The following is a 26,059-nucleotide window of genomic DNA, read 5'->3' as shown; positions in this document are numbered from 1 at the left end:
CGTAACATGTGAACTGCCTGTCTGCGCAATCCGTCATGCGGCACCGCTGAAATGCACGCTGACTTTCAGTCCATGTCCATTCGCCGCCGTCGCCAGTTCCAGCCGGGCGCCGTGCAGGGCCGCGATGTCGCGCACGATGGCCAGGCCCAGCCCGGCGCCGCCAGGATTGCTCTCGAGCGCCGCGCCGACCCGGTAGAACGGCGTCAACACGCGCTCGCGCTCGGCCGGCGGGATGCCTTTGCCGCTGTCTTCCACTTCCAGCACGGCGCCGTGTTCGTGGCCGTTCCCCGCCTGCGCCGCGCGCACGCGCAGGATCACGCTGCCGCCCTGCGGCGTGTAGCGCAGGGCGTTGTCGACCAGGTTGGCCAGCAGTTCATGCAGCAGCAGGGCCTGGCCATGCACGGGTGCCTCGTCGGGCGCTTCCAGCGACAGGTCGATATGTTTGGCGACCGCGGTCATGGCCATTTCCAGTCCCACCTGCTGCGCCACGTCGCGCAGCGCGACGGTATCCATCGCCAGATTCTCGCCGCCATGCTCGATGCGCGCCAGGGTCAGGAGGCGGTTGGCCAGCAACACGGTCGAATCGGTGGTGGCGGCGATCGAACGCACGATGTCGCGCAGGGCGGCGATGTCCGGCGGCGCGCCCGCCTGGCGGTCGCACTCGCGCATGGCCAGTTCGGCCTGGGTTTTCAGCACAGTCAACGGCGTGCGCAACTGGTGCGAGGCGTCGGCGATGAAGCGACGCTGGCTGGCGATCAGCTGCTGCAGGCGCGACATGGAGCCGTTCATGGCACTGACCAGCGGGCGCATTTCCTTGTGCACCAGCGTGGGATCGACGTCGGACAAATCGGACAGGGTGCGCGTCTCGACTTCCGTTTTCAGGCGCATCAGCGGGCGCAGCACCAGGCGCACGGCAAACCACACGAGGGCGCCCATCACCAGTATCATTGCCGCCTGCCAGATCAGGGTGTCGAACAGGATCTGGTTCGACAGGCCGCGCCGCGCGTCCAGCGTCTCGGCCACCTGGATCAGGGCGATGCCGCGCATCGAGTCGTCATACACGGGTTGCAGCAGGGCGGCGATGCGGATCGGCTTGCCGTGGTAGTCGGCGTGGTAGAAGCGCACCAGGGCCGGATAGTTCTGCGAGCGTGGCACATTTTTCGGCACGGGCGGCAAGTCGCCATAGCCTGACACCAGCTCGCCATTGATGCCCGTCACCTTGTAGTAGATGCGGCCCAGAGTGTCGGTCTCGAAGCTGTCGAGCGCCACGTAAGGCACTTCGGCGACGACCTTGCCGCCGACGATGGAGACGCGCTCGGCCAGCGCCCGCGTCGATGCCAGCAAGGAGCGGTCGTAGGCCATGTCGGCCGCGTCGAGCGCGTTGCGGTAGACAAAAACGGCATCGAGCAGCACCAGCATCACCAGCGGAATGAGCAGCCAGCGCAGCAGCTGGCTGCGCAGGCTGCCCAGCGGCCGGCTCTGCGCCCAGCGCCGGCGCAGGCGTTCGAGCAGAGGCAGGCGTGGGGCGCGCACGGTCATTTTGGCGCGGCCGGCGCCATCGCGCTGCGCGGCTGCAGCAGGTAGCCGATGCCGCGCAGGGTGGTGATGACGGCGCCGTCGGGCGAGCCGCTTTCCACGCCGTTCTCGAGTTTTTTGCGCACGCGGTGGATATACAGCTCGATGGCGTCCAGGTTGGCGTCGTCGGCCAGCGCAAAGACTTCGTCAAACAGCTTTTCCTTCGACACGGCCCGCCCCGAGCGCGTGATCAGCGCTTCGAGCACCGCGTGTTCGCGCGGCGTCAGGGCCAGCGCCGCGCCGCCATAGCTGAACATGCGCGTGACGGTGTCGAAACTGAGGGCGCCGCAGGTGTGCACGAGTGCCTCGTTGCCCTGGCTGCGGCGCAGCAGGGCTTTCACGCGCGCTTCCAGTTCGGCCAGCTCGAACGGCTTGGCCATGTAGTCGTCCGCGCCCAGGTTCAGGCCCTGCACTTTTTCATCGAGGCCGCCGCGCGCAGTGAGTATCATGACGGGAGTCTTGCCGCGCGTGCCGCCGCGCGCGCGCAGGCGGCGCAGCACGTCCAGGCCATCCATCTTCGGCAGGGTCAGGTCGAGCAGCACCAGGGAGTATTCCTGCGTATGCAGCAGGGCGTCGGCATCGGCGCCGTTGTGGGCGGTCTCCACCGTCAGGTGCGCGTCGCGCAGGGCCTTTGCCAGCCAGTGCGACAGCTCCAGATGGTCTTCCACTAATAATATGCGCATGGTCTCCGCCATTCGTTTGAATTGGTGCAGTGTAAGCCTGCCGGCGCCGCGCCGACAGGGGCGGCGATGAATATGTTTGCCCTCCTTGTGGCTGGCGGACGACACCTGTCAGTCTGAAAGCGAATTGAAAGGATCGCGCTCATATAGTGTGATCCTGATTCATGAAAATGATCAGGCATATCACTAATAACTATATCTAAGGGAGACACTCTACATGAAGAAAACTGCATTCTCGCTGGCCGCCATGGCGCTACTCGCCGCAGCCGGCAGCGCCCACGCCCAGTCGAACGTCACCCTGTACGGTCGCCTGGACGCCGGCATCAGCAACACCAGCAATGCCGGTCCGAACAAAAGCTCGATGACGCAGGTGAGCTCCGGCGGCATGAACACCTCGCGCTGGGGCATCCTGGGCAGCGAAGACCTGGGCGGCGGCCTGAAGGCCGTCTTCAATCTGGAAGGCGGCATCCTGGTCGACACGGGCGCGGCCGACGGCGCCCTGTTCAAGCGCCAGGCCAACGTGGGCCTGGAAGGCGCGTTTGGCCGCGTCGTGCTGGGACGCTCGTTCACCACCGTGTATGACTTCGTGCTGCCATTCGATCCGATGGCCTATGCGCCGTTCTACTCGTGGGCCACTTCGGCACACGCGACGGGTCCGAGCAAATACGGCATGACGACGGCCTTCGACAATATGGTCAAGTACTCTGGCAAGACGGGCGACTTCAGCTACGGCGCATCGTATGGCTTCGGCGAACAGTCGACGGGCAATTCGGACAGCGCCAAGCTGTCCACGGCCGTCACCTACAAGACGGGTCCCGTCAGTTTGCTGGCTACATATGAACAGGTGAACGGCAATGCCATCGCCGGCGGCGCGCGCGACAAGACCACCGTCTACCACCTGGGCGCCATGTATGACGACGGCCCGTGGAAAGTGCAGGCGGCGGCGCGCGACTACAAGCTCGATCCGGCTGCCGCCGGCAAGGCCGATGTGCGCGGCACCCTGTACTGGGGCGGCGTCAGCTACAAGACCACGCCGGTCGTCACCCTGACGGGCGTGATCTACTACCAGGACGTGAAGAACGTGGCCGCCAACCTCGATGCCGATCCGATCATGTACGTGGCGCGCGTGCGCTATGCCCTGTCCAAGCGCACCGACCTGTACGTGGCCGGCGCCTACGCCAAGGCCAAGCACAAGCAGCTGGTCAGCCTGTCGCGTGACGATGCCGGTTTTGGCGACACGCAGCGCGGCCTGATTGCCGGCATCCAGCACCGCTTCTAAGGGATGACCATGCTGCGCACCGCGTTCCTGTCGCTGCTGCTGTTGTCCGCGCTGCTGCCCGCGCTGGCAAATGCTGCCGCGCCTGAAGTCGACTGCGTGGTGCCGTCCAAACCTGGCGGCGCCATGGACCTGACCTGCAAGCTGGCGCAGAAAGGCTTGCTGCAGCCCGATCCCGCGGCGGCGGCACCGTTCGCGTCCTCGGTGCGCATCAGCTATCTGCCAGGCGGCATCGGCGCGGTGGCGTGGCGCTCGATGGGCTCGCAGCGCCGGCGTGCCGAAGCAAACACCCTGGTGGTGTTTTCGGGCGGCTCGCTGCTGAACCTGGCGCAAGGCAAGTTCGGCAACGCCAAGACGGGCGACGTGCGCTGGGTGGCGGCGCTGGGCGCCGACTACGGCATGATCGCCGTGCGCAGCGACTCGCCCTACAAGACCCTGGCCGACCTGATCGCCGCGCTCAAGCGCCACCCCGACAAGGTGCTGATCGGCGTGTCCGGCACCATCGGCAGCCAGGACTGGGTGAAGATGGCGCTGGTGGCGCGCCGGGCCGGCATCGACCCGAAAGTGCTGCGCTTCGTCGCGCTGGAAGGCGGCGGCGAGATCTTCACGGCGATGCAGGCCAATTACGTGCAGGTGATGTCGGGCGACACGTCGGAAGCGACCCTGAACGCGGGCGACAGCCATGCGCGCGTGCTGGCGGTGCTGTCGGAAAAGCGCCTGCCCGGCGTGCTGGCCAGCGTGCCGACGGCGCGCGAGCAGGGCATCGACGTGGTGTGGCCCATCATCCGCGGCTTGTGGATGGGGCCGCAGGTGCCGGAACAGGATTACCAGCGCTGGGTGGCCACGTTCGACCGTGCCATGGCCACGCCGCAGTTTGCCCAGTGGCGCACGCAGGCGGGCATGTATCCGTTCGCGCTGACGGGCGACAAATTGACGCAGTACGTGAACCAGGCGGTCGAACGCTACTCCAGGCAGGCGGCCGAATTGGGCCTGATGCGCTGAATCCAATAGCAAACCATACAACAATCACAGACGGAGACAAACCATGCAAACCAAGACCATTCTCGCCATCGCCCTGGCCGCCGCTTTCGCCGGTACCACCGGCGCCGCTTTCGCCCAGGTACCGGCAGGTTATCCGGCCGACTACCAGAAGATCATCGACGCGGCCAAGAAGGAAGGCAAGGTGGTGATCTACAGCGCCACCGACAGCAAGGCCGCCGCGCCGCTGATCAAGGATTTCAGCGCCCTGTATCCCGGCATCTCGGTCGAATACAACGACATGAATTCCACCGAAGTGTACAACCGCTTCATTTCCGAAGTGGCCGCCGGCGGCAACACGGCCGACGTGATGTGGTCGTCGGCGATGGACTTGCAGATGCGCCTGGCCTCGGACGGCTATGCGCTCAAGTACAAATCCGTGGAAGCGTCCAAGATCCCCGGCTGGGCCATGTGGGACGACCAGGCTTACGGCACCACGTTCGAGCCGGCCGCCATCGTCTACAACAAGCGTTTGCTCGATCCGAAGGAAGTGCCGAAGAACCACGACGACTTCGCCAAGCTGATCGCCACGCCGAAATTCAAGGACAAGGTCACCACGTACGACATTGAAAAGTCGGGCGTGGGTTTCATGTTCATGTCGCAGGACGCCAAGGAGTATCCGAAATTCCTGGCGCTGCAAAACGCGTTTGGCGTGGCCAAGGTGCGCGTGCAGTCGTCGACGGGCACCATGATGGAGCGCATTTCGTCGGGTGAAAACCTGATCGGCTATAACGTGCTGGGTTCCTACGCCCTGGTGCGCGCCAAGACCGACCCGTCGATCGGCGTGGTGCTGCCCAAGGACTACACCCTGATCCTGTCGCGCGTGCAGTTCATCAACAAGAACGCGAAGAACGTCAACGCCAGCAAGCTGTGGCTCGACTACATCCTGTCGCACCGCGGCCAGACCATCATCGCCAACGGCGCCAAGCTGTACGCGATTCGCGCCGACGTCACGGGCGAGACCACCTCGGCGGACCTGATCAAGGAAATCGGCGCGGCCAACGTCAAGCCGATTCCCGTGCATCCGATCATCCTGCAATTTTTGGGACCTGCCAAGCGCATGGCCTTCTTAAAGCAGTGGAAAGAAACAGCCGGCAAAAAATAGGAACATCCGAAAAACCTACTGCGCGTCGCGATTTGCGGCCTCCGATGCTCACTGTGCATTCGCACAGCTCCGCTTCTCAGCCACAACTCACTGCCGCTCGCTACGGTTTTATCGGAGTTCCTTGGCCAGCCGCGGGCGTTCGCCGGCGGCTGGATGCCGCACCCTTCATTCATTGGATTCATCATGCAAACTGCTATCTTGCCGCTGCCTGCACGGTCGCGCTCTCCCTTGTCGCGCCTGAACTGGTCGCGCGGCGTGGTCGTGACGATTACCCTGATCGCCATCTTCCTGCCGCTGTTCCTGATTTTTTACCAGAGCTTTTTGAACGCGCCCTTCTTCATGCCCGTGCGCGAATTCGGCTTTGACTCCTACCGTTTCATCTTCGATGATCCCGATTTCTCGATGGCCTTCAAGAATGGCCTGATGCTGGCCTGCGGCCTGACCGTGATCGCCGTGCCGCTGGGCGGCATGCTGGCCTTCCTGATGGTGCGCACGGATTTGCCGGGCCGCGGCTGGGTGGCGCCCATGCTGCTGGTGCCGATCTTTGTGTCGCCGATGGTGATGGGCTTTGGCTACGTCGTGTCGATGGGGCCCGTGGGCTTCTATTCGATCTGGGCCAAGGAGCTGTTCGGCTTCGTGCCCTGGAATATCTATTCCTTCACCAGCATCGTCATCATCGCCGGCCTGACGCACGTGCCGCACGTCTACCTGTATGCCTCGTCGGCCCTGAAAAGCCTGGGCTCGGACGTGGAAGAAGCGGCCCGCGTGGCCGGCGCTTCCCCGATCCAGGTGATGCTGAACGTGTCGCTGCCGATGATCATGCCGGCGCTGGCATATGCGGGCGTGCTGGTGTTCTTCCTCGGCTTCGAAGTGTTCGGCCTGGTGCTGGTGCTCGGCGATCCGGAAGGCCACCTGGTGCTGCCAACCTATCTGTACAAGCTGACGAACAAATTGGGCACGCCGTCGTACCACCTGATGGCCGCCGTCGCCGTCTGCCTGGTGATGGTGACCATGCCGCTGGTGATGATACAGCGCTGGCTGCTGAAATCGGCGAACAAGTATGTGTCGATCAAGGGCAAGGGCGCGCGCAGCAAGGCCATGCCGCTGGGCCGCTGGAAGTGGCTGGCGTTTGCCTTGCTGGCCGGCTGGCTGATCTTCACCATCATCCTGCCGTTGACAGGCATCGTGCTGCGCTCCTTCGTGCAGTACTGGGGCGAAGGCGTGCACCTGGCCGACGTGCTGACCCTGCAGCATTTCCGCGACATTTTTGACCAGCCATCGCTGGTGCGCGGCATCGTCAACACCATCCTGATCGGCGTCGTCGGCGGCGCGCTGGCCGTGGGCTGCTACAGCTTCATCGCGCTGGCCATGCACCGCAAGCAGGACGGCATCACGCGCCTGCTCGATTACAGCGTGCTGGTGCCGCGCGCCGTGCCGGGTCTGCTGGCCGGCCTGTCGTTCCTGTGGGTGTTCCTGTTCGTGCCGGCCTGGCTCGACGGCATATTGAAAGGCATGGACAACGGCGTGGCCTTGTGGCTGAGCGGCCATGTGATTCCCGTGCTGCGTGAAGTGCGCTCGACGATCTTCGCCCTGTGGCTCGCGTATTCGGTGGTGTGGATGGCCTACGGCATGCGCCTCATTTCCACGGCGCTGCTGCAGGTGGGACCGGAGCTGGAAGAGGCGGCGCGCGCCGTTGGCGCCAGCCGCGGCCAGGTGACGCGCGATGTGACCCTGCCGCTGATCAAATACGGCTTGCTGGGCGCCTGGCTGATGGTGTTCCTGATCTTCGAGCGCGAATATTCGACGGGCGTGTACCTGCTCTCGCCGGGCACGGAAGTGATCGGCGCCATGCTGGTATCGCTGTGGGCAGGCGGCTCGACCGACCTGGTGGCGGCGCTGTCCTTCATCAATATCACCCTGGTGGCCATCGGCCTGGGCATCGCGCTGCGCTTCGGCGTGAAGTTACACAACTGAGTTGCATAACTAAATACAAGAACTGAGACCACATCATGAATGAATTGACCGTCAATGAGCTGTACCTGGACTACGGCACCGGCGCCGCCGCCAACCAGATCCTGAAGGGTGTCTCGATGCACCTGAAAAAAGGCGAAGTGGTCGCCTTGCTGGGGCCTTCGGGCAGCGGCAAGACCACCTTGCTGCGCGCCGTCGCCGGCCTGGAAAGCCCGAAGGCGGGCACCATCCAGATCGGCGAGCGCAATGTCTTCGACGGCGCGCAGCATTTCGAAATGCCGGCCGAGCATCGCAACCTGGGACTGGTGTTCCAGTCGTATGCGCTGTGGCCGCACAAGACTGTGTTCGACAACGTCGCCTACGGCCTCAAATTGCGCAAGATGGGCAGCACGGAGATCGCCGCGCGCATCAAGGAAGTGCTGACGCAGCTGGGCCTGGGCCACCTGGGCGAGCGCTATCCGCATCAGCTGTCCGGCGGCCAGCAGCAGCGCGTGGCGATCGCCCGTGCGCTGGTGTACAACCCGCCCGTGATCCTGCTCGATGAACCGCTGTCGAACCTGGACGCCAAGCTGCGCGAGGAAGCGCGCGCCTTCCTGCGCGAACTGATCGTGCGCCTGGGCCTGTCGGCCCTGATGGTGACGCATGACCAGGGCGAGGCGATGGCCATTTCCGACCGCATCCTGCTGCTCAATAACGGCAAGATCGAGCAGCAGGGCACGCCGCAAAGCATGTATGAAACGCCGGACACCCTGTTCACGGCCGAATTCATGGGTAGTAACAACCGCCTGCCCGGCAAGGTGGTGCAGCGCGAAGGCAATCAGGTGCGCCTGCTGGTCGATGGCGCGTCCATGCAGGGCGTGGCGCGCGGCGCCAACGTGGGCACGGAAGTGACCACCATGATCCGCGTCGAGGAAGTGAAGATCAGCGCCACGCAGGTCGACAACGCCATCGAGCTGCCGCTGCTGACGTGCATGTACCTGGGCGACCGCTGGGAATGCCTGTTCGAGCGCGGTGGCGCCGAGAACATCAGCCTGCGCGCGTACTCGCGCCACAAGCTCGAGGCGGGCAAGTACTGGCTGCACATGCCGGCCGATAAGCTCTGGGTGTTTTAACGATGACGAGGTGGCCATGCTGGCCACCTCGTCCGTGCTGCCGCGTCCTTAATTCCCCCGCACGACGATTTCCTGCACCTTCGGTTCGCGCTGGCGCATGAAGCGCACGATGGAGTCGACGGTGACGACATCGATCTGGCGCGTCATGCGGCGTTCGAACGGGTGATCGTCAAAAGCGATATTGGCGCGGAACATGCGCGCGCCCAGGCGCGTGGCGGCGGGTATGCTGAGCGTTTGCGGCGCGTAGCTGGCGCTGCGCAGCCAACCTTGCGCTTCGGCGCGCGTTTCGATCTTGCCCGGCTCGTTGCTGGCGGCGGCCAGGGTTTCCAGTACCCACTGATTCGAATTCTGGTACTTGGTGGAAAACGGGTAGGCCAGCATATTGTAATGCGGCTCATGCAGACGCTTGGGCGTGTTCGACGTCAGCAGGCGCACCAGTTGCTGCTGCGTATCCTGGCCGGGAATCAGGATCAGGGTTTCATACATGAACACATCATCCATGAAGAAATTGCCCAAGCCTTCGTTGTACAGCGACGATTGCGCCGTGCCGCATTCATTGAGTTCATGCACCACCAGCCAGCGGCCCTTCGGGTGGTCGCGCCAGGCCAGCGCCATGTGCGAATAGCGCAAATTGTACTTCGACAGGTCTTGCCCGGCGCGCGCCACCAGCGCCACCTGCGCGCCCGAGCCATCGAGCGCCTGCAGGGTCTTTTGCGCCAGGTCCATCGATTTGACGAGGGTGCTCGCATCCGTTTGCTTTTCCTCGCACGAGCGTCCCGCATGGGCGGCGCCGGCCAGGGCCAGGCTGATGACAATCACTGTCAGGCGTTTCATGGGATTCACGCTTTCGAATGGTAGAGGATGGCCTGAGCGGCCGCGTTCGGCACATAGGCGATGGCCTTGCCCGACAGCACCAGCATGTGGCCCGTCGACACGGCCACCACGTTGACGACCGTGCCGGCCGCCAGCGACAGGCCTTGCGTGGCCTTCTGGCTCAGTTTGACGGAAGCCGTGGCTGCCTGCGAGGCGCCCCGGGCCGTGCTTTTCAGTACGAGGACGCTGCCGTCGGCCACGTCTTCCACCTTGTCGATGACAATTTCACCGGCGGCGGCCAGCACCGACATGGAGCCGACCAGCACGATGGCCGAGGCCATGCTGGCGTTGTCGGACGCGTTGGTGGTGTCGGAATTGGCGGCCTGGGCCAGCGGCGCCATGGCGGCGCACAGCAGGGCAGTGGCGAGCAGATGTTTCATTGGATGTCCGTTCTTCATTGGTGGTTACACTTTGGAGTGGTGCAGCAGCGCCTTGCCCAGTTCGTTCGGGATGAAGGCGATGGCCTTGCCGGAAAGAACGAGCATGTGTCCGGTGGACAGCGCCACCACGTTGACCACGGTGCCGGCGGCCAGCGACAGGCCCTTGGCCGCTTGCGTGCTCATCTGGATGGATGCGCCGCCAGCCTCAGAGGCGCCTTTCAGCACGATGACGATGCCTTCGCCCACCGTTTCCACGCTGGCGACGACCACCTGGCCGGAGGCGACCAGCATCGACATGGAACCCGCGACGACCACGGCGGAGCCCTGGCTGAGGTTTTGCGAGCCTTTCGACAGGTTCTCGGAGGCGGCGGCGTGGACCAGGCCGGGAGCGGCCACGGAGAGCGTCAACAGCGACAGGGACAGGCAGAGGGGCAGCAGGCGTTTCATGTGTTTCTCCTTCAAGTGTGCCAAGTGGCAACGCCATCATTGTAGACTGTGGGCAATTGGTCAATGAAAACGCTACTCGTAGCGGGCAGGCATACCGCAGGTAGCGTATTGCGCTACTTTTTGCCGCTGGAACCGATGCTATTTATATAAAGGAAGTGCATGCCGCAAACCCACGCCTTGATCGAAGCCCTGAAACGCCTGTTGAAAGCGCGTTCCGTCACGTATGCCGAGCTGGCCCAGCGCATCGGCGTATCCGAAGCCAGCGTCAAGCGGATGTTTTCGCAGAAGCAATTTACCCTGCAGCGGCTGGATCAGATCCTGGTGGCCATCGGCAGCGATTTCCAGCAGCTGGCGCTGGCCGTGCAGTCAGCCCAGGCCGCGCCCACCCTGATTACGGGGCTGACGTATGCGCAGGAAAAGGAAATCATCGAGGACACCCGGCTGTTCGTGGTGGCCGTGTCCGCCCTGAACCTGTTACCGCTGGAACAGATCGTTGCCATCTACGACATCAGCGAAGCGCAAGCCGTGAAATACCTGCTGCGTCTCGACAAGATCGGTTTTCTGGAACTGCTGCCGAATAACCGGGTCAAACTGCTGGTGGCGCGCACGTTTGCGTGGATACCGAACGGTCCCATCCATACGTATTTCAAAAAGGAAGCCTATGGCGACTATTTGAATTCGCAATTCGATGGCGAAACGGAATTGCTGCGCCTGGTCAACGTGATGCTGTCGAAAAAGTCCACAGCGGCCTTGCTGGAGCGCCTGAAGCAAGTCGCGGTGGAATTCTCGCAGCAGCACCAGGAAGACGCGCGCCTGCCTGGTGAGGAGCGCCTGGCCATCAGCTTCATGCTGGCGGCGCGGCCGTGGATGCCGCAGACGTTCAAGGCGCTGCTGCGGCAGTAAGGCAGCGAAATCGCGGCCAACCGGCTAATGTTGCTGCTTGTCGGTACTGCCTTGTTCCTCTTTCATCTGCGTCAGCAAACGCCAGGCAAAAAAGCCCAGCACGCCTACGCCCAGCAGCAGGGCCGCCCATAGCGCGGCCAGGCGCCATGGCGCACTGGTGCCAGCCGGTGCCGGCGCGGCATCGCTTGCGCCAGCGCGCGCCGTCAACGCACCCAATGTGGCAATCGGCAGCGCCTGCAGTTCGCCGTCGCGATAGCCTGGTGCCACCTGCGACAGCGGCTGCGCCACCGGTTGCGCGTCGGCTTTGCCGAATACCAGATGATATGGTCCCTTGCCGCCGGCCAGGAACACCAGCGTTTCCGGCGTCCAGCCAAGGCGCAACAGCGGCGCGCTGGTCGGCATCGCCGTACTTTGCGACTCGGGGCGCAGCACCCATTGCGTGGTCTGCACCACGGGCATGGCCAAGTCGCCGGAGACGCGTTCCTTGCCAGCCTCGCTGATGCGGTAAAAGCTGGTGGTCAGCAGCGGCTCAAAATATTCGCCATTTGCCGGTCGTGTTTGCCGGTGCAGGGACAGGCGGCGCTGCGGCACATAGTTATTTTGGCGATACACGCCCAGGGTGACGGGCAGCACCACGTTGCGCTCCTTGAATTGCAGCGCAATGCTGTCGGCGGGAATGGCGATCGGCGTGGCATACGCCCAATCGCCAGCCAGTTTGCCTGGCGCACCGCGCAGCACGATGCTCGCGCGTGGCGGCGCCGCCTCGGTTTCGCTGACGGCTTGCGCCGCAATCGATGCAAACACCAGCGGCTGGCCTTCCTGCCAGCTCAGGCGCGCGTAGCGGAAAGCACGCGGCGCAAAAGCGATGCTGTCGTTGGCCAGCGTTTGCGTGTCACTGTTGCTGAGCCAATTCAAGGTGGTGGTGCCGATGGCATCCCAGTGCTTCAGGTCGTCGCTCACTTCCAGCAGCACTTGCGCACTGTAATTTTGCGTGCGCTCCGGTGGCGTGAAGCGCAAGGCGGCGATGCGCCTGTCTTGCGTCTGCTTGCCCAGGTCGAGTATCAGCGCTTGCAGCGCCGCCGTGGCCGCTGCCGTGCCGGCTCGGGTGCTGACCGACAGCAAGCGGCCATCGTCCGCCGTGCGGATGTCGATGCCTTGCAAGCCATCGCCAGTTGCCGGCGCGCCCGTCACGGGGAAAATGCGGACGGGAATGGCTGTCCGCTGCGTCGCCGATTGGGCGGGCGGCGCGCCGATGGCATAGGCCAGGCGCTTGCCGTCGGCATCGAACAGACGCACGTCGGCCAGGCTGGCCGAACTGGCGTGCAGGTAGACTTCCCTGGGCAATGCCAGCTTGACGATGCCCGCGCCGAGCGGCACGGTCACCGGCATGCTCCAGCCGTAGTCCTGTGGCCTGTCCTGGCCAGGAGCGGCCAGCGCGGCGCCTGCCAGCAGCAGGCTGCAGCAGATCAATGAGTGTTTCATGCTGCTCCTTGTTGCGGTTCGGCTAGCGCTGGCGCGGCAGCCTTGGGGAAGGGCGCCAGGTAGCCGATCAAGACCATCAGCAAGCCGACACCGACAAAGGAGATGATGCGTTCGATGCCGCCCACATTCGACAGGTCGATCAGGAACAGTTTCAAGACAACCAGCCCCAACAGCACAGCGCCCATGCTCCATTGCTGGCGCCGTTGATGGCGCGCCGCGTGGCGCATCAGCAGCAGGGCCGTGATGCTCCATACCAGCGACAGCATCGCTTGCACGAATTGCGAGGCCAGCATGGCGTCAAAGGTATACGGCACGCCGACATAGTGCGATACCGTGCGCAGCAGCATCAGGTTGAACCACAGATACACGCAGCAGGCGGCCACTGCAGGCAGACGTGCTTGCCACAAGGCAGGCAGGGGCAACTGCTTCGCCGGCAGCAGGCGGTAGCTGGCAATGGCCAGCAGGATGGCAAAGCCCGTGCTCAAGTCCAGCGGATTGAGCAGCGGCAAGTAGGGCAGCGGTGCCATGGCGCCATCGTCGAAGATATTCCAGGCGGCAATCAGCAGCAACGACCAGAGTGCGCCCAGCGGTATCAAGGTGCGCTGGTACCACTCTGCAATCGGCGCCACCGGCCAGGCGCCCGCGCGGCAGCGGCGGATCAGCAAGGCCAGCACCAGCATCATGGCCCAGGCCGGCAAGTAGCGGGCCCAGGCCGGGCTGACGCGGTCTTCATGCTGTGCCAGCCAGGCGTTGACATGCATGGCGCCGACCGGCCACAGCATCAGCCATGGCGCGGCAGTGCGCAGCGTATGCAGCAGGCGCTGCGCGCGCAGGCCGAGTTGCCAGCCCGCTTGCGGCCAGGCCAGCAGCAGGTATTCGCCGGCCGCCAGGGCGCTGGCCAGCGCCAGCCAGCTCAAGCCGGTCGGCAGGTAATCGCGCAGGTACAGCGCCAGCAGCATGTTGGCGCTCCACAAGCCCAGACCGAGCCAGGTGGCGATGGTGAACCAGCGCAGCTGCGGCCAATCGAGGCGCCGCGCCAGGATGGCGAACGCGGGCGTCGTGACGCACACGGCGATCAGGTACAGCGCCAGCCAGTGCTCGCCCGCGTGCGGCTGCAGCTCCAGGTCGCCGTCGATCAGGCGCAGCAGCCAGCTGACGAGCGGCACGAGGATGGCGGCAAACCACAGCAAGCCGCTCCAGACCAGCAGGGGGCGTGCTGCCAGAGCCAGCAGTTCGTCGCCGCCGCGCGCGCGCAGCGCAAGGAAACGGGCGCTGGCGAAGGCGGCGGCGCCCAGCAGCAGCGCGCTGAGGAAGGAACCGTCGAACAGGCTGGCCGGGTGCTGGTCCCAGGCCCAGCTGGCGCGGCTGAGCATGACCATGCCGGCCAGCACCTGCACGGCCAGCAGCAGCGCGCGCGGCGCATGCCATTGTTCGCGCCGCGCCAGCACCGCCAGCAAGGCGGCCACAGCCAGCGCGCTGACGGTCAGCAGGTTCAGTTGCGTGGTGGCATCCGTGCGCAGCAGGATTTCGCTCCAGATGCCGCCCAGCAGCCAGGCTGCGGCGGCCGTCAGGAAGAGCACGGACAGGCTGCTCATGAACTCCGGATGCAAATGGCTGGCGTGGCGGCGGAAATTGTAGGCCATCACCAGCGCGGCGGCGGCCAGCAGCGCGCAGCCGAGCCAAATGTTGGCGTGCAGGGCCGCGGCCGTATCGAGTTCCTGCATGGCGATCAGGAAGGCAATCCAGGCGGCCCCCTGCACCAGCAGGCCGAAGGCCCAGGCCAGTGTCTGGCGCTGGCGCAAGCCGACCCAGACGATGCCCGCGCCTTCCAGCGCCCAGGCGGCGGAGGTCCAGCGGCCATCGAGGGCGAACGGAATGGCCAGGGTGCCGAAGACGATGCCCAGCGCGAGGAAGGCTTCGGCCAGCAGTTTGAAACCTGCGCGGCGCCACAGTGCCACGGCCAGTCCCGTGTAGCCCAGGCCGGCAATCAGCGCGGAAAAGGCCAGGCCGAAGTGAAAGTGCTGGACCAGGCCGTATTGCAAGCCCATGGCCGCCAGCGGCGTGCCAAAGACGAGGGTGCCATCCACGTAATGCTTGAGGCGCGGCGCCTGGCGCGCGCAATAGGCGATGGCGATGCCAATATAGAACAGCACGAAGAGGATCAAGAACAGCTGCGTCGACAGGTAGTGCTCGGGCGTGTAGCGCAGCAGGCCCCAGGTGGTGGCGACGACGAAGGTAAAGCCAAAGCTCAGCACATTCAGGACGCGCCAGGCGCGTTTCAGGGCGATGGCGAAGACGCCCGCATTGAGCAGCGCGTAATAGCTGAACAGGCCGATATGGTTGCCGCTGCCCGTCGACACGAGCAGGGGCACGGCAAAGCCGCCGACGATGCCGAAGACGGCCAGCCAGACGGCGTTTTGCAGCACGGCCAGCAAACACGTGAACGCCGTCAGCACGAACAGCACGGCAAACGCCAGGCCGGCCGGGATCAATTCATACAGGCGGAAGGCGCCAAACGTCACCAGCATCAATATCGCCAGCGCCGTGCCCTGCAGCGGCAGGCTGATGCCGGGACGGCTGAGGCGGATGCGCCAGGCCCAGGCCAGCAGGGCGATATCGGCCAGCGCGATGCCGGCCAGGCGCAGTTCGATGGGCAGCGTGACCTGCGCCGACACGTACTTGAGCAGGAAGCTGACGCCGAGAAAGAGGATCAGCAAGCCCAGCTTGGCAACCAGGTTGCCCGTGAATAGCCAGTTCTTTGCCTTGGCAACGAGGCCGTCCGGGTGCGCGATCCAGGAAGGGGTGTTGGGGACGGCAGGAGCGGGCCTGGCTGGAATCGGCGGGGCTGGTTTTGGCGGCACGGGCGCGGCGGGTGCGGGCTCTGCTGCCGGCGCGGCCTGCGCCACTTCGGCCACCTTGATCGCGGCCGCCTGCGGCACGGGGGCGGGCGTGGGCGGTGGCATGGGTGCCGGCACGGCCACCGGCGCCACGCTAGCGGGCTCGGCGGGTGCTACGGCAACGACGGACGTAGCCGCAGGCGCTTCGGCCTGGCCTTCCAGCGCCCGCAGGCGCTGCTGGATACTGTCGACTTCCTTGCGCAAGCGCGCCGTCAGCAACTCCAGATCCGCTACTTTCCTGCGGTGCTGCAGCACCAGCACGAAGGCGGTGACCAGCAAGGCCAGGATGGTCAATGATGTGAATCCAGACATGGAGGCAGCTTTCCGGAAGGGGCGGGCAGGGGCGCCAGCGGTATGCGCACATTACCTTATTATCAAGAAACAAGCGATTTCTGTTGTGTCAGGGTAAGTGCCAGCCAGCGCATGGAGCGGCAAGGCGAGCATGACGCGGCATGCCGTTTTCCATATTGACGCCAAGCAAGATGTCGACATTCAGATTGTCGTGCGCAAGATAGTGCTGTATTTTAGCAATTCCTTAATTGCCAGTTCCCCATGCCATGAGTCAAAGCAGCCAGTTTTCCTTATTGTCGCAGCGCCGTTTCGGGCCCTTCTTCTGGACCCAGTTCTTTGGTGCCTTCAACGACAATCTGTTCAAGACGGCCTTGATGGTGATCCTCGCCTACGATGCGCTGAGCTGGACCACGCTCGATCCGTCCACCATCACCAACCTGATTCCCGGCCTGTTCATCCTGCCCTACGTCGTGTTTTCAGCCACGGCGGGCCAGCTGGCCGACAAGTTTGAAAAGGCGGGCCTGGCCCGTTTCGTGAAATGGATGGAACTGGCCATCATGGCCGTGGCCGCCGCCGGCTGGATGACGCATACGCTGTGGCTGCTGGTGGCGGCCGTCGTGGGCATGGGCGTGCATTCGACCCTGTTCGGCCCCGTCAAGTATGCGTACCTGCCGCAGCAGCTCAAGCCTGAAGAATTGGTTGGCGGCAATGGCCTGATCGAGATGGGCACCTTTGTCGGCATTTTGCTGGGTGAAATCCTCGGTGCCGTCCTGATCGTGCACAAGCCGCTGGGCGTGGAACTGGTGGCTGGCGCCACCATCGCTGTGGCTGTGTTCGGCCTGGTCGCCAGCTACCGCGTGCCGCGCACGCCGGCACCGGCGCCGGACTTGAAGGTGAGCCTGAATTTTGTTGCCGAATCATTCCGCAACCTGAATTTTTCGCGCAAGAACCGTCCCGTCTTCCTGGCCATGCTGGGCAATTCCTGGTTCTGGTTCTATGGCGCCCTGATCCTGGCGCAGTTCCCCGTGTACTCGAAAGATTTCCTGCATGGCGACCACAGCGTGTTCGTGCTGCTGCTGACCGTGTTTTCCGTCGGCATCGGCACGGGTTCCTTGCTGTGCGAACGCCTGTCCGGCCACAAGATCGAGATCGGCCTGGTGCCGTTCGGCTCCATCGGCCTGTCGCTGTTCGGCATCGACCTGTATTTCGCCAGCAATGCGTATGCGAATACGCAAGTGGTCGACGCGCTGGCGTTCGTCAGCCAGGCGGGCGTGCCGCGCATTTTGATCGACATCGTCATGATCGGCGTCTTCGGCGGCTTCTTCATCGTGCCCTTGTTCGCCCTGATCCAGACGCGCTGCGACCCGAAACACATTTCGCGCACGATCGCCGGCATGAATATCCTCAACGCGCTGTTCATGGTGGCGGCGGCCGGCGTGGCCATCGTGCTGCTGGGACAAGGATTTACGATTCCGCAGCTGTTCCTCGTCACGGCCATCCTGAACGCGCTGGTGGCCGCCTACATCTTTTCGCTGGTGCCGGAATTCCTCATGCGTTTCCTCGCGTGGATACTCATCCAGACCGTGCACCGCGTCAAAGTGGTCGATGGCGAACGCATCCCTACGGAAGGGGCGGCCGTGCTGGTATGCAACCACGTCAGCTATGTGGACGCCATCGTCATCATGGCGGCCAGTCCGCGCCCCATCCGTTTCGTCATGGACCACCGCATCTTCAAGATGCCGCTGATGGGCTGGATCTTCCGCACGGCCAAGGCCATCCCCATCGCGCCGGCCAAGGAAGACCCGTTCCTCATGGAAAAGGCTTTCATCGATATCGCGCAAGCGCTGCACGAAGGCGAGCTGGTGTGCATCTTCCCGGAAGGCAAGCTGACGCGCACGGGCCAGATCAGCGAATTCAAGGGCGGCATCGCCAAGATCGTCGAGCGCAGCAAGGTACCCGTGATTCCGCTGGCGCTGCGCGGCTTGTGGGGGCATCTGCTGAGCCATCGCAATGGCCATTTGTTCGAGCGCGCTTTCAAGGCGGGCTTGCGCTCGCGTTTGTCGCTGGCCGTGGGCATGCCCGTGGCGCCCGAGGCTGCCACGCCGGAACTGTTGCAGCAAAGGGTGCAGGAATTGCGCGGCAAGTGGAAATAAACGCTATTTTGTCCGCGTAGCTGTCCGCTTCCGCCGCGCCAGGTGCTGTTCCAGCAGGGCGGCGATGGCGGCGAAGTCCACCGGTTTCGTCAGATGATGGTCGAAACCGGCTTGTTCCGTGCGTGAGCGCGCCTCGCCCTGGCCCCAGCCCGTCAGGGCGATCAGCAGCACTTCGCGCCCCTGCGCACGCTGGCGTATCTGGCGCGCCGCTTCATAGCCATCCATGTCCGGCATGCCCAGGTCCATCACGACCAGGTGCGGCCACGCCATATCGACGGCCTCCAGCGCCTGCGCGCCGCCGTACGCGACCTTGGCGGCATAACCTTCGAGCTGGAACAGGCTTTGCAAGGAATCGGCCGCATCGAGGTTGTCATCCACCACCAGCACTTGCACGGGCGGGTCCGCGCCGATGGGCGCCTCGCCGCTGGCCGCCGCCGGGGTGGCTGTCAGGGCGTCGCCGGCGCTGGCCGGCAAGGTGACGATGAAGCGGCTGCCGCGGCCGGGGCCGTCGCTGTACGCGTCGATGCTGCCGCCATGCATCTCGGCAAATTGGCGCGCCAGGCTCAAGCCGATGCCCAGGCCGCTGGCCATCTGGCCTTCCACCGTGCGCCCCTGTTCGAACATGGAAAAGATGCGCGGGATGGCGTCCGGCTCGATGCCGATGCCATTGTCTTCGACCGTCACCTGCAGCTGCCCCTGCGCCAGGCGCACCGTGATGTGGATACGGCCGCCCTCCGGCGTGAACTTCACGGCATTCAAAACGATATTGGCAAAGATCTGCACCACCCTGGCATAGTCGGCGTGCAGCGTGATGGCAAGCGTCGGCAACGCCTGCGTGATGCTGATGTGCCGGCTGTCGGCAGCGGGCTGGCACAGTTCGATTACATGGTCGAGTACTTGCTGTAATTCAATATTTTCGCGCTGCAACAGTACCTTGCCGCTGGTGATGCGCGCCACGTTGAGCAAGTCATCCACCAGCCGCGTCAGATGCGTCACCTGGCGCTCGATCACGCCGCTGACCTTGCTGACCTGCTCCGAGGCCGGATACAGGTGCTTGAGCAGGGCCACCGAAGTCTTGATGGGCGCCAGCGGATTGCGCAGTTCGTGCCCGAGGCTGGCAAGGAATTCGTCCTTGCGCCGCTGCGTCTCGCGCACCTGGTACTGGCGCTGGCGCGCGCGCAGCATGGCGTGGGCCGAGGTGATCAGGGTCAAGATGTGCACGGGGCGTTCCAGCAGGGTCAGGTTGCCCAGGGTGGCGACGGCTTGCCGCAAGGGCAAGGAGTCGAGTCCCGCATGCGTCAGCAGGATGATCGGCAAATCGGACCAGTCCGGCTGCTGGCGGGTGTAGGTGTCGAGCACGGCGTAGACGCCTGCATGCAAGGCCTCGTCCACCGTCAGCACGCCGCTGGCGCCCAGCGCCAGCTGCTCGGCCAGCTCGTCGGCGGAGCGGCAGGCGTGGCTGGCGATGGCTACGCTGGCGAGTACCCTGGCGGTCAGGGAGGCGTCCTGGCCGCCAGGCGCGTAGATCAGGATACGCTGCTCCATGGCATTCCTAGGGGAAGGGCGTGCCGCCGACGGTGGGCAAACCGGACAGGATGCCGTGAAAGCCGGCCAGGGCCGGGCCGATGCGGATGCCCTGCGGACTGATCTCGAAGCGGCGGATGCTGCGCTCGTGCGCGCTGCCGCGTTTCTTGAAGACGGAAATGGCCTGCCGCACCTCGCCCTCCGTTTCGTAATAGCGCAGCATGATGACGCCGTCGGCCAGGTAGCTGGCGTCGGCCGAGGTCGTCATCGCGGTGCCCAGCATGTTTTGCTGCACGCCGACGAGCAGGGTGGCCACGCCGCGCTGGCCCAGGTAATTGAGCAGTTCATGCAGGTAGGTGCTTTGGAAGCGCTCGTCGGGCACCGCGTGCATGTAGCCGTTCAGGCTATCGATGACGATGACCCGGGCGCCACGTTCTGCCGCGTCGACCACGGCCTGGGCGAATTCTCCCGGGGTCAGCTCGGCCGGATCGATCTGCTGTGCGCTCAGCAGGCCGGAGTCGAGCGCCGCCTGCAGGCGCATGCCCACGTTGTCGGCCCGGTTCAGCAGCTTGCTGCGCGCTTCCTCGAACAGGAACATGGCGCACGATTCGCCGCGCGCCGTGGCCGCGTGCACGAATTGCGCCGCCAGGGTGGACTTGCCGCTGCCGGCCGGGCCGGAAATGAGCGTGCTCATGCCTTCTTCCAGGCCGCCCCCTATCATGGTGTCGAGTTCCGGCACGCCGCTCGACAGGCGCCGATGGTCGCCATCGCGGCGCGTGTCGGCCGCCACCAGGCGGGGAAAGACGAGCAGGCCGTCATGGGCGATCTTGTAGTCGTGCGTGCCGCTGCGAAACGGCACGCCCCGGTATTTCACCACCCGCACGCGGCGCCGGTCATTGCCGTAGGCCTGGTTTTGCAGCTCCAGGGAAATGACGCAGTGGGCCACGCTACGCACTTGCAAGCCGTCGTCCAGCGCGGAACGGTCATCGATCAGCAGGGTGGTGCAGTGCCGGCTGGCCAGGTATTGTTTCAACGCGACGACCTGGCGCCGGTAGCGCAGGGGGTTTTCCGCCAGCAACTGCAGTTCGGACAGCGAATCGAGCACGAGGCGGGCAGGGCGGTGCTTTTCGATGGCGGCGAGGATGCGCTGGTTGGTCGAGGCCAGTTCGATTTCCGACGGGTGGAAGATGGTGTACTGGCGCTCGGGGTCGAGGATATCGTCGCCGGGCGCCACTTCTTCGATGGCGATGCCGGCCAGATCCCAGCCATGCGACAGGGCCGCGCCGCGCAGTTCGATCTCGGATTCCGCCAGGGCGATATACAGCACGGGCACGCCGCTGCGCGCGCCTTCGGCCAGAAATTGCAGCGCCAGGGTGGTCTTGCCCGTGCCGGGGACGCCTTCGACCAGGTACAGGCGCTCGGCCAGCAAGCCGCCCGAGAGGATGGCATCGAGGCCTTCGACGCCGGTCGACAGCAGTGGCGGCGTGTCCGGGCCGCTGGCGCCATCGTGCCGCCGTGTTTTTCGCGCCTGTGCTGTCATCGTTGCGCCCCCGCTTTGCCACGCTGTGGAGACTATACTAGCGCGTTCGCCGCGGCATGTCTTTTCGATACCATTGGTAAATATTCATGGCGGCCGGCGGCCGCGCGTGGGGCAGTGTTGCGCGCGCGATCAAGGCTTCAGCAAAAAACGCATTACCCTGCTACAGTATTCATTCAATCCAACTTTCCCGCATTGCCGTTTTGCCGCCGTCCGCCAGCTCCCTGTTCGAATTGGCTGACGTGCAGACGCTGTCGCTGTCCTCATTTTATTGCTTCATTGATAATTTAATTCGCTTGATAGTTACTATGTTTCAATTGTAACGATGCTTGACGATTTTAGAATGATCGTTCATTCTTTGATCTGCGTTAATAAATTTAGTCATTTCTAACGACACTAGCCAGCTTCTTTTTCAGAAAGTCCAAGATGCAACCAACTTTTTCCCTGACGTCGCCGCGTACGAGCGGCGCTATTGCCGTTCTGTGCGCCACTGTAATCATGGCCGGCTGCAGTAAAAAACAGGAAGCACCTCACGCGCAGCAAGCGCCACAGGTGGTCGTGTTTACTGTTAATCCGGCCGCGTTGCCGATGAGCGCCGAACTGCCCGGCCGCACGAATGCCTACCAGGTCGCCGATGTGCGCCCGCAAGTCGGTGGTTTGATCCAGAAGCGCCTGTTCGTCGAAGGCAGCGATGTGAAAGCAGGCACGGCCCTGTACCAGATCGATTCGGCCACCTACCAGGCGGCCTACAATTCGGCCAAGGCCGCCTTGTCGAAAGCCAAGGCCAACCTGCTGACGGCTGGTCCGAAAGCGTCGCGCTACAAGGAACTGGTCTCCATCGAAGGCGTGAGCCGCCAGGAATACGATGACGCCGTCGCGGCGTTCGAGCAAGCCAAGGCAGACGTCGAGTCCGCCACAGCGGCGCTGGAATCGGCGAATATCAACCTGAAATACAGCACCGTGACGGCGCCGATCAGCGGCCGCACCAGCCGCTCGACCGTGACGGCCGGCGCGCTGGTCACGGCGGGCCAGGCGGAAGCACTGACCACCGTGCAGCAACTCGATCCGATCTATGTCGACGTGACACAGTCGAGCACGGATTTGCTGCGCCTGAAGCGCCAGATGGCCGACGGTTCGCTGAAAAAAGTGGGCGAAGGCCAGGCCAAGGTCGATCTGATCTTGCCGGATGGCAGCAAGTACAGCGAACCGGGCAAGCTGCAGTTCGCTGGCGTGACGGTCGATCCGACCACCGGCAACGTGGTCTTGCGCGCGCTGTTCCCGAACCCGAAAGGCGAATTGCTGCCAGGCATGTACGTACGTGCCCAGCTGGAAACGGGCGTCGATGAAAAAGCCATCACCGTGCCGCAAGTGGGTGTGACGCGCAACCAGAAGGGCCAGGCAACGGCCCTGATCCTGAACAAGGAAAACAAGGTCGAGCAACGCGTGCTGACCACCAGCGGTACGGTCGGCAACGACTGGCTGGTGACGTCCGGCCTGGCCGCAGGCGATCGCGTGATCGTGGAAGGCTTGCAAAAAGTCAAGCCAGGCGCACCAGCCGTTGCCGTGCCGGCCAAGGCGCCTGACGCGCCTGCCGCTGCCGCCTCTGCCGCAGCATCGGCTGCCAGCGCCCACTAATTCAGGAGAATATTAATGGCCCGTTTTTTCATTGACCGCCCGATTTTTGCCTGGGTGGTCGCGATCGTCATCATGCTTGCCGGCGTGATTTCGATCCTCAGCCTGCCGATCGCGCAGTACCCGAGTATTGCTCCGCCGTCGATTTCGATCAGCGGCTCCTATCCTGGCGCCTCCGCCAAGACCGTGGAAGACGCCGTCACCCAGGTCATCGAACAAAAGATGAAGGGTATCGACGGCTTGCGCTACATGGCTTCGTCGAGCGACGCCACTGGCGGCATCAGCATTACGCTGACGTTTACCAGCGGCACCAATCCCGACATCGCCCAGGTGCAGGTACAGAACAAGCTGCAGCTGGCCACGCCACTGCTGCCGACGGCTGTCACGCAACAGGGTCTCGTCGTGTCGAAGGCCACCAAGAACTTCCTGATGGTGTTCGGCTTCATTTCCGAAAACGGCAAGATGGACCAGACCGACTTGAGCGACTATGTGGCCGCCAACGTCGTCGACCCATTGAGCCGTGTTGCCGGCGTGGGCGATGTGACGCTGTTCGGTTCGCAGTACGCCATGCGTATCTGGCTCAATCCGGCCAAGCTGCAAAGTTTTAACCTGGCCCCGGCGGACGTGATCACGGCCGTGCAGGCACAGAATGCGGAAGTGTCGGCCGGTGAACTGGGCGGCACGCCGTCCATCAAGGGCCAGCAGCTGAACGCTACCGTGTCGGCGCAAAGCCGTTTGCAAACGGTGGAGCAGTTCGGTGCTATCTTGCTGAAAACCACGACCGACGGCGCCATGGTGCACCTGAAGGACGTGGCCACCATGGAGCTGGGCCGCGAGAACTACAACACCGTGGCCCGCTATAACGGCCATGCGGCAACCGGCGTGGCGATCAAGCTGGCGACGGGCGCCAACGCGCTCGATACGGCCAATGCGGCGAAAGCCATGCTGGGCAACCTGAGCAAGCAATTCCCTGAAGGCATGAGCTACCAGGTGGCGTTCGACACGACCCCGTTCGTGAAACTGTCCATCGAAGAAGTGGTCAAAACCCTGGTCGAAGCGGTGATCCTGGTCTTCCTGGTGATGTATCTGTTCCTGCAGAACTTCCGCGCTACCCTGATCCCGACCATGGCCGTGCCGGTCGTGCTGCTGGGTACCTTCGGCATCCTGAATGCATTCGGTTACTCGATCAATACCCTCACCATGTTCGCCATGGTGCTGGCCATCGGCTTGCTGGTCGACGATGCGATCGTGGTGGTGGAAAACGTCGAGCGCGTGATGAGCGAAGAGGGCTTGTCGCCGCTGGAAGCGACGCGCAAGTCCATGACGCAAATCACGGGCGCGCTGGTCGGTATCGCCATGGTGCTGTCGGCCGTGTTCGTGCCAATGGCCTTCTTTGGCGGTTCGACGGGCGTGATTTACCGCCAGTTCTCGATCACGATCGTCTCGTCGATGGTGCTGTCCGTCGTCGTCGCGCTGGTGTTTACGCCAGCCTTGTGCGCCACCTTGCTGAAACCGGTCGAAAAGGGCCATCACGCGACCAACAAGGGTTTCTTCGGCTGGTTCAACCGCAGCTTCGATAGCAGCAGCAACAAGTACCAGGGCATGGTTGGCAGCATGATCCGCCACCGCGCCCGCTCGATGCTGCTGTATGTGCTGTTGCTGGCCGGCCTGGTATTCATCTTCATGCGCTTGCCAACGTCGTTCCTGCCGGAAGAAGACCAGGGCATCCTGTTTACGCAGATTCAATTGCCGACGGGCGCCACGCAAGAGCGCACCCTGAAAGTGATCGAGCAGGTCGAAGACCACTTCATGAACAGCGAGAAAGATAACGTCGCTTCCGTGTTTGCCGTGGCCGGTTTCAGCTTCGGCGGTAATGGCCAGAATACGGGTATCGCCTTCGTGCGCCTGAAAGACTGGTCGCTGCGCAAGGACGTGGCGCAAAAAGCGCCGGCAGTAGCGGGCCGCGCCATGGGCAAGTTGTTGCAGATCAAGGATGCGATGGTGTTTACGTTTGCACCGCCTGCCGTGCTGGAACTGGGTAATGCCACCGGTTTCGACATGCAGCTGCAGGATATCGGCGGTGTCGGCCATGACGCCCTGATGGCGGCGCGTAACCAGTTGCTGGGCATGGCGTCGCAGAATCCGGCCATGGTCGGCGTGCGCCCGAACGGCCAGGAAGATACGCCGCAGTACAAGATCGACATCGACCAGCAGAAGGCAACGGCGCTGGGCTTGCAGATCTCGGAAATCAACCGCGTGCTGAGCGTCGGCTGGGGTAGTTCGTATGTGAACGACTTCCTCGACCGTGGCCGCGTGAAGAAAGTGTTCATCCAGGGTGACGCCAGTTCGCGCATGCTGCCGGAAGACTTGAACAAGTGGTTCGTGCGCAATACCGCTGGCCAGATGGTGCCGTTCTCGGCCTTCGCTACCGGCAAGTGGATTTACGCGTCGCCACGCCTGGAACGCTACAACGGCTTGCCGTCGGTAGAGATCCTGGGTACGCCGGCGCCGGGCCAAAGCACGGGCGCCGCCATGAACGCGATGGAAGAAATGGTGGCCAAGCTGCCGCCTGGCATCGGCTTCAGCTGGACCGGCGTGTCGCTGGAAGAGCGCGAATCCGGTTCGCAGACGCCGCAGCTGTACGCGCTGTCCCTGCTGATCGTCTTCCTGTGCCTGGCCGCGCTGTATGAAAGCTGGTCGATTCCATTCTCCGTGCTGCTGGTGGTACCGCTGGGCGTTATCGGCGCCGTGCTCGGTACGTGGATGTTCGGCCTGTCGAACGACGTGTACTTCCAGGTGGGCTTGCTCACGGTGGTGGGGCTGTCGGCGAAGAATGCGATTCTGATCGTCGAATTCGCCAAGGAAATGCAGGAATCGGGCATGTCGCTGCTGGACGCGACCTTGCATGCGGTGCGTCTGCGTCTGCGTCCGATCCTGATGACCTCGATTGCCTTCGGCCTGGGCGTGTTGCCACTGGCCATTTCCAGCGGCGCCGGTTCCGGCAGCCAGAACGCCATCGGTATCGGCGTGCTGGGCGGTATGTTGACGGCCACGTTCCTCGGTATCTTCTTCGTGCCGGTGTTCTTCGTGCTGGTGCGCGGCTTCTTCTCGAAGCCGGACGCGCCAACCACGCCGGCGACGCCTGGTTCGCCAGCCGTCACGCTTTCCAAGGATGCACATTAA

The 26,059-nt window shown here is 63.8% G+C and carries 19 protein-coding genes; 10 read left to right on the top strand and 9 right to left on the bottom strand.

From position 1 onward, the window contains the following. Positions 1-33: 33 nt before the first annotated feature. Together CSQ92_RS13600 and CSQ92_RS13595 are read right to left on the bottom strand one after the other, a co-directional pair. Complete coding sequence (locus CSQ92_RS13600) at positions 34-1,539, bottom strand: sensor histidine kinase (RefSeq protein WP_099394352.1); 1,506 nt, start codon at positions 1,537-1,539, stop codon at positions 34-36. Beyond that, positions 1,536-2,258 carry a response regulator gene (locus CSQ92_RS13595; RefSeq protein ID WP_035827948.1) on the bottom strand — a complete coding sequence of 241 codons (723 nt, stop codon included), beginning with the start codon at positions 2,256-2,258 and terminating at the stop codon, positions 1,536-1,538. Before CSQ92_RS13595 ends, CSQ92_RS13600 begins: the two co-directional genes overlap by 4 nt. A 214-nt stretch (positions 2,259-2,472) precedes the next feature. Here CSQ92_RS13595 and CSQ92_RS13590 point away from each other — a divergent pair, with 214 nt between their 5' ends. The 5 genes from CSQ92_RS13590 to CSQ92_RS13570 all read left to right on the top strand — a co-directional run bounded on the left by CSQ92_RS13590 (position 2,473) and on the right by CSQ92_RS13570 (position 8,757). Beyond that, on the top strand, positions 2,473-3,534 hold the full coding sequence (locus tag CSQ92_RS13590) for a porin (RefSeq protein ID WP_092606404.1): 1,062 nt from the start codon (positions 2,473-2,475) through the stop codon (positions 3,532-3,534). A 3-nt stretch (positions 3,535-3,537) separates the two neighbouring features. Further along, positions 3,538-4,533 (top strand): tripartite tricarboxylate transporter substrate binding protein, encoded by a 996-nt coding sequence (locus tag CSQ92_RS13585; RefSeq protein WP_070282362.1) that lies wholly within the window; start codon positions 3,538-3,540, stop codon positions 4,531-4,533. A 43-nt stretch (positions 4,534-4,576) separates the two neighbouring features. Then, positions 4,577-5,674 carry an ABC transporter substrate-binding protein gene (locus tag CSQ92_RS13580; RefSeq protein WP_099388722.1) on the top strand — a complete coding sequence of 366 codons (1,098 nt, stop codon included), beginning with the start codon at positions 4,577-4,579 and terminating at the stop codon, positions 5,672-5,674. Between the two features lie 183 nt (positions 5,675-5,857). Next, the gene (locus CSQ92_RS13575; RefSeq protein ID WP_099394351.1) at positions 5,858-7,648 is read left to right on the top strand and encodes an ABC transporter permease; all 1,791 of its coding nucleotides are present in this window, start codon (positions 5,858-5,860) and stop codon (positions 7,646-7,648) included. Between the two features lie 35 nt (positions 7,649-7,683). Continuing rightward, positions 7,684-8,757 carry an ABC transporter ATP-binding protein gene (locus CSQ92_RS13570; RefSeq protein ID WP_034785487.1) on the top strand — a complete coding sequence of 358 codons (1,074 nt, stop codon included), beginning with the start codon at positions 7,684-7,686 and terminating at the stop codon, positions 8,755-8,757. A 48-nt stretch (positions 8,758-8,805) separates the two neighbouring features. On the opposite strand, the gene CSQ92_RS13565 is transcribed toward CSQ92_RS13570, so the two are convergent. The 3 genes from CSQ92_RS13565 to CSQ92_RS13555 are packed head-to-tail and all read right to left on the bottom strand — an operon-like array spanning position 8,806 to position 10,457. Beyond that, entirely contained in the window at positions 8,806-9,591 is a 786-nt protein-coding gene (locus tag CSQ92_RS13565) for a DUF2145 domain-containing protein (RefSeq protein ID WP_034785488.1), read from the bottom strand. Positions 9,592-9,596: 5 nt separating this feature from the next. Further along, positions 9,597-10,010 carry a hypothetical protein gene (locus CSQ92_RS13560; RefSeq protein WP_099394350.1) on the bottom strand — a complete coding sequence of 138 codons (414 nt, stop codon included), beginning with the start codon at positions 10,008-10,010 and terminating at the stop codon, positions 9,597-9,599. A 24-nt stretch (positions 10,011-10,034) separates the two neighbouring features. Next, the gene (locus CSQ92_RS13555) at positions 10,035-10,457 is read right to left on the bottom strand and encodes a hypothetical protein (RefSeq protein WP_099394349.1); all 423 of its coding nucleotides are present in this window, start codon (positions 10,455-10,457) and stop codon (positions 10,035-10,037) included. A gap of 159 nt (positions 10,458-10,616) precedes the next feature. Between CSQ92_RS13555 and CSQ92_RS13550 the strand changes: the two genes are divergently transcribed. Next, entirely contained in the window at positions 10,617-11,360 is a 744-nt protein-coding gene (locus CSQ92_RS13550; protein ID WP_034785491.1) for a helix-turn-helix domain-containing protein, read from the top strand. A 24-nt stretch (positions 11,361-11,384) separates the two neighbouring features. On the opposite strand, the gene CSQ92_RS13545 is transcribed toward CSQ92_RS13550, so the two are convergent. Next, positions 11,385-12,842 (bottom strand): DUF3999 family protein, encoded by a 1,458-nt coding sequence (locus tag CSQ92_RS13545; RefSeq protein ID WP_099394348.1) that lies wholly within the window; start codon positions 12,840-12,842, stop codon positions 11,385-11,387. Further along, positions 12,839-16,051, bottom strand: a complete 3,213-nt coding sequence (locus CSQ92_RS13540) for a DUF2339 domain-containing protein (RefSeq protein ID WP_099394347.1) — start codon at positions 16,049-16,051, stop codon at positions 12,839-12,841. The genes CSQ92_RS13545 and CSQ92_RS13540 overlap by 4 nt, the downstream gene beginning before the upstream one ends. A 245-nt stretch (positions 16,052-16,296) precedes the next feature. On the opposite strand from CSQ92_RS13540, the gene CSQ92_RS13535 reads away from it, so the two are divergent. Then, positions 16,297-18,183, top strand: a complete 1,887-nt coding sequence (locus CSQ92_RS13535) for an MFS transporter (protein ID WP_099394346.1) — start codon at positions 16,297-16,299, stop codon at positions 18,181-18,183. A 3-nt stretch (positions 18,184-18,186) separates the two neighbouring features. On the opposite strand, the gene CSQ92_RS13530 is transcribed toward CSQ92_RS13535, so the two are convergent. Continuing rightward, complete coding sequence (locus tag CSQ92_RS13530; RefSeq protein ID WP_099394345.1) at positions 18,187-19,728, bottom strand: hybrid sensor histidine kinase/response regulator; 1,542 nt, start codon at positions 19,726-19,728, stop codon at positions 18,187-18,189. Between the two features lie 7 nt (positions 19,729-19,735). Continuing rightward, positions 19,736-21,247: an ATPase domain-containing protein gene (locus tag CSQ92_RS13525; protein ID WP_099394344.1), complete on the bottom strand. Its 1,512-nt coding sequence runs from the start codon at positions 21,245-21,247 to the stop codon at positions 19,736-19,738. An 86-nt stretch (positions 21,248-21,333) separates the two neighbouring features. On the opposite strand from CSQ92_RS13525, the gene CSQ92_RS28760 reads away from it, so the two are divergent. From CSQ92_RS28760 to CSQ92_RS13515, 3 genes are all read left to right on the top strand, one after another. Continuing rightward, entirely contained in the window at positions 21,334-21,567 is a 234-nt protein-coding gene (locus tag CSQ92_RS28760; RefSeq protein WP_143450362.1) for a hypothetical protein, read from the top strand. Positions 21,568-21,670: 103 nt separating this feature from the next. Then, entirely contained in the window at positions 21,671-22,879 is a 1,209-nt protein-coding gene (locus CSQ92_RS13520) for an efflux RND transporter periplasmic adaptor subunit (RefSeq protein ID WP_099394343.1), read from the top strand. Positions 22,880-22,894: 15 nt separating this feature from the next. Beyond that, positions 22,895-26,059: an efflux RND transporter permease subunit gene (locus tag CSQ92_RS13515; RefSeq protein ID WP_099394342.1), complete on the top strand. Its 3,165-nt coding sequence runs from the start codon at positions 22,895-22,897 to the stop codon at positions 26,057-26,059.

The organism is Janthinobacterium sp. BJB446, from assembly GCF_002735655.1.
Taxonomy (GTDB): Bacteria; Pseudomonadota; Gammaproteobacteria; order Burkholderiales; family Burkholderiaceae_D; genus Janthinobacterium; species Janthinobacterium lividum.
This window is presented reverse-complemented; position numbering and strand designations above follow the sequence as displayed.